Genomic DNA, 9620 nt, shown 5'->3' with positions numbered 1-9620 from the left:
CTTCGCCTCTTCCATGACATCCTTGTCTACTGAACGATTGCCTGGCTTTCTGCGCCTTGTTTGTACTGCATTTGCTTGGGCAGTTTCCCAATTATAGTGTCTTCTGACTCCGCTATTACGTCTTATTTCACGAGACACTGTACTTGCACTTACATTTATCGCCTTGGCAATATCTTTTTGTTTCGTTCTATTTTGGAGTAGCACAGAAATTGTGTACCTTTGCTCCGAGGTTAATTGTTTGTACATTGCAATGCAAAATTAATTAATCTTTGGGAGACAGAGGTCTCCCTTTCTTATTTTTATGCATTGCTTGTTGATTTTCTTCTCATGGGGGCTTCTCGCCCCCAAACCCCTCGGTGTTTTCAGGTATAGATTATTAAGCTACACCAGCACTTGGGATTGCAGTTCTATGTTGAACTTGCGGTTCTCAGTTTATTATCGACCCAGAACGTATTGGTTATGAGACCTGTGCTTTCATCGGACTGAACCTTAAAAACCCAGAGAAATTCGATGATGTTGTTGAGGCTTTGCGCCAGATTCCAGAGATTGTAGAGTGTCACTACACCACAGGTGAGTATGACCTCTTCTTGAAAATCTACGCATATAACAACCATCACCTTATGTCTGTTATCCATGACAAGCTGATGCCACTGGGTCTGTCACGCAGTGAGAGTTCTATCTCTTACAATGCTGTTATCGACCGTACCTTGCCTATTGAGGGCATGAAGGTGGCTGATGTCGTTCTGGAAGACGATGAAGAGGAAGAAGAGTAACAGGATTGTCTACGCTATACCAATAGCGCAGAGTAACTGTAAAACTATCTCGAAAGGATAAAGCAATACAAGAAGACCCGCACAATCGTTGTGCGGGTTTCTTCGTTTTCAGACTTCTTATCTCTAATATACACCATTCTCTATCACCGCAACTTGCACCTCTTCATCCCTTATTCACCTATCCGCTAAACACGAAATATCCTTACAAAACAGTATCATAACGAACTACTACAACGCTCGAAATATCCACGCACTACTCACATATAACCTTTTGATAATTAAATGGTTAAAATACATCATTGCATAAGATGCTTAGTTAGAATCAAGAAGAGCCTTAACAACGTTCTTAAAGGGCATGTTCTTGAGGCTTGAAAGGCGTCTTCTCAAAGCTTATTAGGCGTCTTTCAAATTGGAGATATGTATTTTCTTTACAAATAAGAAGAGTTTTATGTTTATATAAAGAAGATAATTACAGATTCACGGAATGTTTCTTATGTATAGAGTTCAGCCACGTAACTTAGTATTTAGCGTCTTATTTCTTCTTACGAGTATATCCCTTTCAGGTCATAGCTTCATCCTTCTCTCGCTGTGTTAATGCTTAGTAAGATTATGTACGCATGGTCAATACGTAGGGCGCAGGGGGAAGAAACGAATGGTGCAATGAACTTTATACATAATAAAAGACTATTGGCACATGAACAAACTGTCACCTTAGATGAACATCACAAGGGAAGAGACTATCCATTACACAACCACACACAGTCATTGTAACGTATTGTTCTACAAGAAGAGAAGCTCAAAAATAACTCTACAAAAGTTCGTCTGATATTAGTGAAGACTATCACCCCATTCTCATGAAAGATAAAAGTAAAGTCCTCACAAGCATAAACTGCTCATGAGGGCTTTTCTGTATATTATCTACTTAATCGTAGGATGGTTAATGAAAGTTCAATGATACAACGTATTCATAAACCATCCAAGTTTCATCCTATTATCTTACTCCTTGATATTAGGCTCTTCCAAACCGAGGTGACGCTTCTTGTCTACTACCTTCAAGATAAGGCCGATGACAAGTGCAATCACACCTAAACCTGCAAGCATAATCAATGGAGCAGTGTAGTTGAGCTGTGTTGGGTCAGTTACACCAACATTTGTCTTGTCGAGAACCTTACCGATAAGCAATGGGAACAACCACAAACCAATGTTCTGAATCCAGAAGATGAGAGCGTAAGCAGAACCAATAATCTTTGCATCTACCAACTTTGGAACACTTGGCCATAATGATGCTGGTACGAGTGAGAAAGAGGCACCAAGAACGAGGATGGTTACGTATGCTACGATAACACCACCTACCTGACTTGACTTAAACTGTGGAAGAATGAAGGCAAATGTGAGGTGACAAACAATCAGAAGCAATGAACCTAACACAAGCATAGATGCTGCCTTACCCTTATGGTCGACATAGCTACCAAGGATTGGTGTAATACCTACTGCGAGCAATGGGAATACTGCAAAGATAGACTCGGCTGACTGACGCATATAACCCATATAACAATAGAGAACAAGGCAAAAAACAGACACGAAAAGCATAATGTTCTTCATAGCCTTGTTCTTCATGAAGTTGAACATGAAAGCGGTTGCTGCAACAACAAGCATGATAGCGTACTGAACGATTGTCACACTTGATGAAGCCCAGTATGAGTTCGCTGGAAGCTCATGGAAGGTAAGATTACACTGAAGCATATTTACAGCATACTTCTGGAATGGGAAGATAGCTGAATAATAAAGTACACAGAGTAAGGCTACAAGCCAGAAGCCCATACTGGTAAGTATCTTTCCAAGGTCGCTAATCTTAAATGGATCGTCTTTCTCCTCTGCCTCACCAGTCTGTGAGTCAAGTTTCTTATCCATAAAGAAGTAAACAACAAACATCATCAATGCAATGCAAATAAGAACAACACCAAAGGCTACTGAACGAGATACGTCAATGTTGCCACCTAACTTTGCAAAGAAAGGAGAGAATATCATACAAGTAGCAACGCCAAGACGTGCTAAAGCCATCTCAGAACCCATTGCCAAGGCCATCTCACGACCCTTAAACCACTTTACAATACCACGAGAAACGGTGATACCGGCCATCTCTGTTCCACAACCAAATATCATGAAGCCACAAGCGGCTACCTTGGCTGACGCAGGCATGCCCTCATAGAAAGGCGACACACCCAACTGCTCGAAGACAGGAATGTGGTTTAGATTATTGGTAAACCATACTTCAAGTCCACTACCAGCAAAGCTATCACTGATAGCATAATACTTAATCAAAGCACCAGTTAACATCACTGCACCAGAGAGAATAGCAGTGAAACGAACGCCCATCTTGTCGAGGATGATACCTGCAAAGATAAGGAAGAACACGAAGACATTAAGGAATGTCTCTGAACCCTGCATCGTACCGAAAGCGGTTGAGTCCCAACCTCTCTGCTCCTGCATCAACTCCTTGATAGGAGAAAGGATGTCGACAAAGATATAGGCACAGAACATTGCCAGGGATAAAAGTAGGAGAGCCGTCCAACGCATTGCCGCTGAATCTCTCAATGTAGTTTGAATTTTATCTGTCATGATGATATTTATTAGTTAACAAGTTTACGAGTTGACAAGTAAACAAGTTATTTGTTAGATTATAAGTTAAAACTGAATGAGTTGATGAGTGAATAGTTTGACGAGTTAATAAGTTGACAAGGTGACGAGTTGACAAGTTTACAAGTAAATGAGTTAATAAGTTTACAAGTTGACGAGTTTACAAGTTAACAAGTAAACGAGTTAATACTATCAAGCAACTTGTCTACTTGTAAACTCGTTCACTTGTCTACTTATCTACTTGTAAACTCGTTCACTTATCATCTAATCACCTACTTCTTCAACCAACGGTCAAGCCAATTGAAGAATGTACGCTGCCAGAGAATAGCGTTCTGTGGCTTCAATACCCAGTGGTTCTCATCTGGATAGAGAAGTAACTCGGCTGGGATACCACGCAGACGAGCCGCATTGAATGCTCCCATCCCCTGATTGGCATTGATACGATAGTCCTTCTCGCCGTGGATACAAAGGATTGGAGTATCCCACTTATCAACTTTAAGATGAGGACTATTTGCGTATGTGCGTTTCGCAGCCTCACTCTTATCCTTGTTCCAATAAGCATCATCATACTCCCAGTTACTAAACCAAGCCTCCTCAGTATCAGTGTACATGCTCTCAAGGTTGAAGGCTCCATCATGTGAGATAAAGCACTTGAAACGCTTGTTATGAATACCTGCAAGATAGTAAACAGAGAATCCTCCAAATGAAGCACCAACTGCTCCTAAGCGGTCTTTGTCTACGAATGGGAGATTGTTAGCTGCATCATCAATTGCAGAGAGGTAGTCGTTCATACACTGACCAGTCCAATCTGTACTCACCTCCTCGTTCCATGCGCTACCAAAACCTGGTAGTCCACGACGGTTTGGTGCTATGATAACGTATCCATTAGCAGCCATTATCTGAAAGTTCCAACGGAAACTCCAGAACTGAGAGACAGGACTCTGTGGACCTCCCTCACAGAAGAGTAAGGTTGGATACTTCTTGTTCGGATCGAAATGTGGTGGTGTTATCACCCACTCCATCATCTCTTTACCATCGGTTGTCTTTACCCAACGAGACTTTACATCACCCATAGCCAACTGGTCATAGAGATGTTTATTCTCAAAGCTAAGCTGTGTCTGTACACTTGTCTTCTCCTTCTTTGATGGAGTGACAGCGTAGATTTCATTAGCTTGAGAGATACTCTGACGAATAGCAAGCAACTTCTTGTCACCTAAGAGTGAGACACTTACATAGTTATGGTCGCCCTCTGTGAGTTGCTTCACCTCTCCCTTAAGATTAGTCTGATAGATATTCACTGTCGCATGCCATACCCCAATGAAATAAAGGTCCTTTGAGTTAACGGCCCATGTATAGTCATCTACATTTGAGTCAAAGCTCTCAGTGACGTATGTCTTCTTCCCTGTAGCCAAGTCATAGACACAAAGACGATTGCGATCACTCTCATAACCATCGTTCTTCATGCTCTGCCAAGCAATATACTTGCCGTCAGGAGAGAACTTAGGGTTCACATCGTAACCTACATTCATATCACCCGCTTGATGGTTGACAGCCTGATTACGTAGGCTCTTTGTCGCATCACACTTTGGCTCAACATAGTCGGCTGGCTTACAGAGGTTCTTTGTCTGACGCGTTTCCACATTATATATATATATGTCGGCATCAGTAGAGATGGCGTATTGTGTACCTTCCTTCTTACGACAGGTATAGGCAACAAGCTTTGAGTCCTTACTCCAATCAATTTGCTCGATACCTCCGAAAGGAGCCAACGGACTCTCGTATGGTTCGCCATCAAGTACGTCAACGCCTGCGCCAACACCCTCTGCTGTAACATCAGCCACGAAAGGATGTGCATTGGTTGTTACGTAATGATCCCAATGACGATAGTTCATATCGGTAATAACCATACCCGTAGCCTTCGGTAAGTCGCTTGGGTTCTGCTTGATAGTACCATAGTAAGGAATACTCTTGATGAGCACTACACGCTTACGGTCGGGTGAGAAACGGAAGCCTTCAATATCAATATCAGACTGTGTAAGCTGCTTTCGGTTGGAACCATCGGCAGACATCGTCCACAACTGGCCTCCTGAAAGGAATGCTAAGGTGTTGTTGTCAAGCCACGCTGCGTCACTCTCGCTCTTTGAAGAGGTGGTGAGTAGACGGTCGTTCTTGCCATCAGCATCCATAACACGCAACACTTGATGTCCTTTGTTCTCTTTTACACTGTAGTAACCCACCTGATAGACAATCCTCTTGCCGTCAGGTGAGGCCTGTGCAGCACCGATACGCCCCATAGCCCAAAGCGCCTCAGGAGTCATGAGGTCGCTCTTCAGCGTGATGTTGTTGCGTCCGATGTTCACATCCTGCGCTTGTGCAACACCGCCACTCATCATTAGAGCGGCAGTCATTGCAATGGTTAAGTTTTTGTTCATAGCTTATAGACTTTTCTTTTTGTTATTAAGTGCTTCTTGTTTCCGACGTAGTTCTTCTTGCTGCTGTTGCTGCATCTCCTGCAAAGCCTGCAGACGAGCGAAGAGTCCACCACCCTTATTAGATGGGTTATTCTTCCTCTCTTCTCTATGAGCCTCAAGGATTGCGAGGAGCTTCTCTTCGTTAGTTGTCTTGCGCAATGTCCACATGATAGCTGCAGAGAAGAAGAGTGATATGAAGTAATAGAAGTTAAGACCTGATGAATAGTCATTGAACATGAAGAAGAAGAACAATGGCATAGCAAACATCATCCACTGCATCATCTTCATCTGATCTGCTTGCTGGCCCACCATCTGGTCTTTCTGCTGCTGCATGGTAAACCATGTATAAAGTAAGTTAGCGCCACAGAAGAGGATACAGGTCAATGAGATGTGATCACCTACGAGCCAAACATCATGGCCCCATGAGAAGATTGGATCGTAAGTACTTAAGTCATCCATCCAAAGGAAGCTCTGGCCACGAAGCTGAATAGCATTCGGTACGAAATTGAACATCGCAATCCAGATAGGCATCTGTATCAACATTGGAAGACATCCAGACAATGGGCTGACACCATATTCAGCGTATTTCTGCATCATAGCCTGCTGTTTCTGCATCTGCTCCTCTGGCTTATTAAATTGCTTAGTAGCCTCATCCAATTTTGGTTTGAGCACGCGCATCTTTGCAGAACTCATATAGCTCTTCTTCACCATAGGGAAGGTAATGAGCTTTAACAGCAAGGTAATGAGTATCAACACCACTCCCATTGGGAATACTTGCCTCAACCAATCGAATACATAAAGCGTGAACCAGCGGTTGATGATACGGAACAATGGCCAACCGAGATATACAAGGCGTTCCATATCAAGCTCTTTACCGAAGTGACTCTGCTTTTCTACAGATTGAAGTAGGCGGAAGTCATTAGGACCAAAGTAGAACTCGAACTCTGAAGGACGCTTACCTGTTGGGTCAAAGCCTGCCTTCATGTTAGCTTCATAGTGCTTTAAGTAATGAGAAGATTTCTCAAGTGGAGTACTCTTAAGCTTAGCACCTGTAGAGAAGTTATCCTTTGAAATCATTACTGCAGAGAAGAACTGGTTTTTGAAAGCCACCCAGTCCATTGGATCCTCCGTAGTCTCTTCCTTTTCAGCAGTCTCACTTAAATAGTCAGTACCGCCATCATGCTTCTTAAAGGTAAGCGTTGCGTATCTATTCTCAAATGTAAAGCCACGTTCTTGTTGCCTACAACGATCCTGCCAGTTGATATCCATCTGGTTGTAATTCGGTGCAAACAGTCCATTCATACCCGTAGTCTGTAATGACATACGAAGCAGATAACCATCACTAAGGGTATAGTTTAAGGTAAGCATCTTACCTTTTCCTGCAGCTGCAGTAAATGTAACAGTAGAGTCAGTCACGTTTGATGGCGTGAAGACAAGGTCTTTTGTCTCGATGTTACTATTCTTTGTAGCCAACATAAAGTTAAGACTTTGGTCGTCACCACTAAACAAGGTAACATCCTTCTGGTCCTTCGAACCATCCTTAACAGCGATATTATGACCGACATAGTTCTTGATAACAGCCTTCTTAACGACGCCACCTTTAGAGCTCAAGGTCAATTCCACCTTATTATTCTTCAGTGTAATATCCTGTGCCTTACCATTCAATGCAGAATAGAACAGTGCAGTTGTATCCACTGCCGCAGCCTCCTTCTGTTGTGCTTGCTTCTCTGCAGCAAGCTTAGCAGTTTGTGCTTTCTTGGCAGCAGCGATAGAATCCTTTACAAACTCAGCTCTCTGCTTAGCTTTCTGTTCTGCTGATGGCTGCTGCCACCATGCAAAACCAAAGAGAATCAGGGCTATGAGTACAAACCCTGTGATTGTTTTTTTATCCATTTATTTGCTTTTCTGATTTTCAATTGAAGTCTTAACGAAGTCGAGGAAGAGCGGATGTGGACCGAGCACTGTTGATTGGTACTCTGGATGGAACTGTGTTCCTATATACCACTTCAGGCTTGGTATCTCAACAATCTCAACCAAGTCGCTCTCTGGGTTACGCCCAACACACATCATACCATGTTTCTCAAACTCCTTCTCATAGTCGTTATTGAACTCATAGCGATGGCGATGACGCTCCTGAATATGCTCATTCTTATAGATATTAAAGGTATGTGACCCTTGACGCAATACACATTCGTATGCACCAAGACGCATAGTACCACCCATATTCGTGATATTCTTCTGTTCTTCCATGATATCTATCACATTATGCGTAGTCTTCTCATCTATCTCACGAGAGTTAGCATCCTTATAACCAAGGACGTTACGAGCAAACTCAATCACCATCATCTGCATACCAAGACAGATACCGAAGGTTGGGATATCATGTGTACGAGTATAGTGAGCGGCCACTATCTTACCCTCAATACCACGCTGACCAAATCCTGGGCATATCACAATACCATCTTGCCCCTTAAGTTTCTCGGCTACATTCTCGTCTGTTAAGTCTTCAGAATTGATAAAGGTAATAACCGTCTTACGGTCGTTGTAGGTTCCAGCCTGCATCAATCCTTCACGAATACTCTTATAAGCATCCTGCAAGTCGTATTTTCCAACAAGTCCGATGTGTACCTCCTTCGTTGCTTTACGCTGTCGATCGAGGAACTCCTTCCAAGGACCAAGAGCAGGCTTAGGACCAACTTCCTCCCCACACTTACGTAGGATAGCAGCATCCAAACCCTGTTCCAGCATATTTACAGGGACATCATAGATACTTGGGAGGTCCTCACTCTGTACAACACAATCGAAATCAACATTACAGAAAGCTGCCACCTTCTTACGGATATCATCATCAAGATGCTTCTCAGTACGCAAGACAAGGACATCTGGCTGTATACCTACACTCTGCAATTCCTTCACACTATGCTGCGTTGGCTTAGTCTTCAACTCCCCTGCAGCTCTCAGGTAAGGAACGTATGTCAAGTGAAGATTAATAGCACGTTTGCCCAACTCCCACTTCAACTGGCGTATTGCTTCAAGGAATGGAGCTGACTCAATATCACCAATAGTACCGCCAATCTCAGTAATCACAAAGTCATAGTGATACTTCTGACCCAACAGTTTGATATTACGCTTAATCTCATCCGTGATATGCGGTACTACCTGAATGGTCTTACCCAGGTAGTCACCACGACGTTCCTTGTCGATGACACTCTTATAAATACGTCCCGTAGTCATTGAGTTGGCCTTCGTGGTCTTAATACCCGTAAAGCGCTCGTAGTGACCGAGGTCGAGGTCGGTCTCCATACCATCCTCCGTCACGTAGCACTCACCGTGCTCGTAAGGGTTTAGCGTACCTGGATCGATGTTGATGTACGGATCAAACTTCTGAATGGTAATGTTGTAACCTCTTGCTTGAAGAAGCTTACCGATTGATGACGAGATAATTCCTTTACCAAGTGAAGAAACTACTCCGCCCGTAACGAAAATGTACTTTGTTTCAGCCACGATGTATGTTATGTTTAATTATTATCTTTCTAAACTAAATTAGTTGGTTATAAACTAATGTGCAAAGATACTAATTTTATGTGAATTAGACGGGTCATTAAGTAATAAAAATAGCATCAAATATTCCATTTAACCACAACCGCAGAGTCAACCAGCAAGTGCAAAATTACAAAACGTGTTTAAAGAACTCACACTTTGGAGTAGAAAAGTTTAATTTTTCTCTTGGTCTTTCGTT

The 9620-nt window shown here is 42.7% G+C and carries 5 protein-coding genes and 1 pseudogene; 1 reads left to right on the top strand and 5 read right to left on the bottom strand.

Annotated features, from left to right (window positions below; translation table 11 throughout):
• Positions 1-246 (bottom strand): helix-turn-helix domain-containing protein (locus CHB62_RS13810; protein WP_009012764.1); only part of this gene is annotated, 246 nt, incomplete at its 3' end.
• 176 nt (positions 247-422) lie between these two features.
• Between CHB62_RS13810 and CHB62_RS13805 the strand changes: the two are divergent.
• Positions 423-773, top strand: a pseudogene (locus tag CHB62_RS13805) (Lrp/AsnC family transcriptional regulator); the annotation flags it as partial.
• 996 nt (positions 774-1769) lie between these two features.
• Here CHB62_RS13805 and CHB62_RS13800 read toward each other — a convergent pair.
• The 4 genes from CHB62_RS13800 to pyrG form a co-directional block, all read right to left on the bottom strand.
• Positions 1770-3392 (bottom strand): MFS transporter, encoded by a 1623-nt coding sequence (locus CHB62_RS13800; protein WP_089367287.1) that lies wholly within the window; start codon positions 3390-3392, stop codon positions 1770-1772.
• Between the two features lie 290 nt (positions 3393-3682).
• Positions 3683-5842 carry a dipeptidyl-peptidase Dpp5 gene (gene dpp5 / locus CHB62_RS13795; RefSeq protein ID WP_089367286.1) on the bottom strand — a complete coding sequence of 720 codons (2160 nt, stop codon included), beginning with the start codon at positions 5840-5842 and terminating at the stop codon, positions 3683-3685.
• A gap of 3 nt (positions 5843-5845) precedes the next feature.
• Entirely contained in the window at positions 5846-7774 is a 1929-nt protein-coding gene (gene yidC / locus CHB62_RS13790; RefSeq protein ID WP_009012882.1) for a membrane protein insertase YidC, read from the bottom strand.
• Positions 7775-9385, bottom strand: a complete 1611-nt coding sequence (pyrG, locus tag CHB62_RS13785; protein ID WP_089367285.1) for a CTP synthase — start codon at positions 9383-9385, stop codon at positions 7775-7777. It lies immediately after the preceding gene.
• Positions 9386-9620 lie beyond the last annotated feature (235 nt).

This window comes from Prevotella jejuni, assembly GCF_900187995.1.
Taxonomy (GTDB): domain Bacteria; phylum Bacteroidota; class Bacteroidia; order Bacteroidales; family Bacteroidaceae; genus Prevotella; species Prevotella jejuni.
Note: the sequence above shows the minus strand (reverse complement) of the source record. Positions and strands in the feature narration are given on the sequence as shown.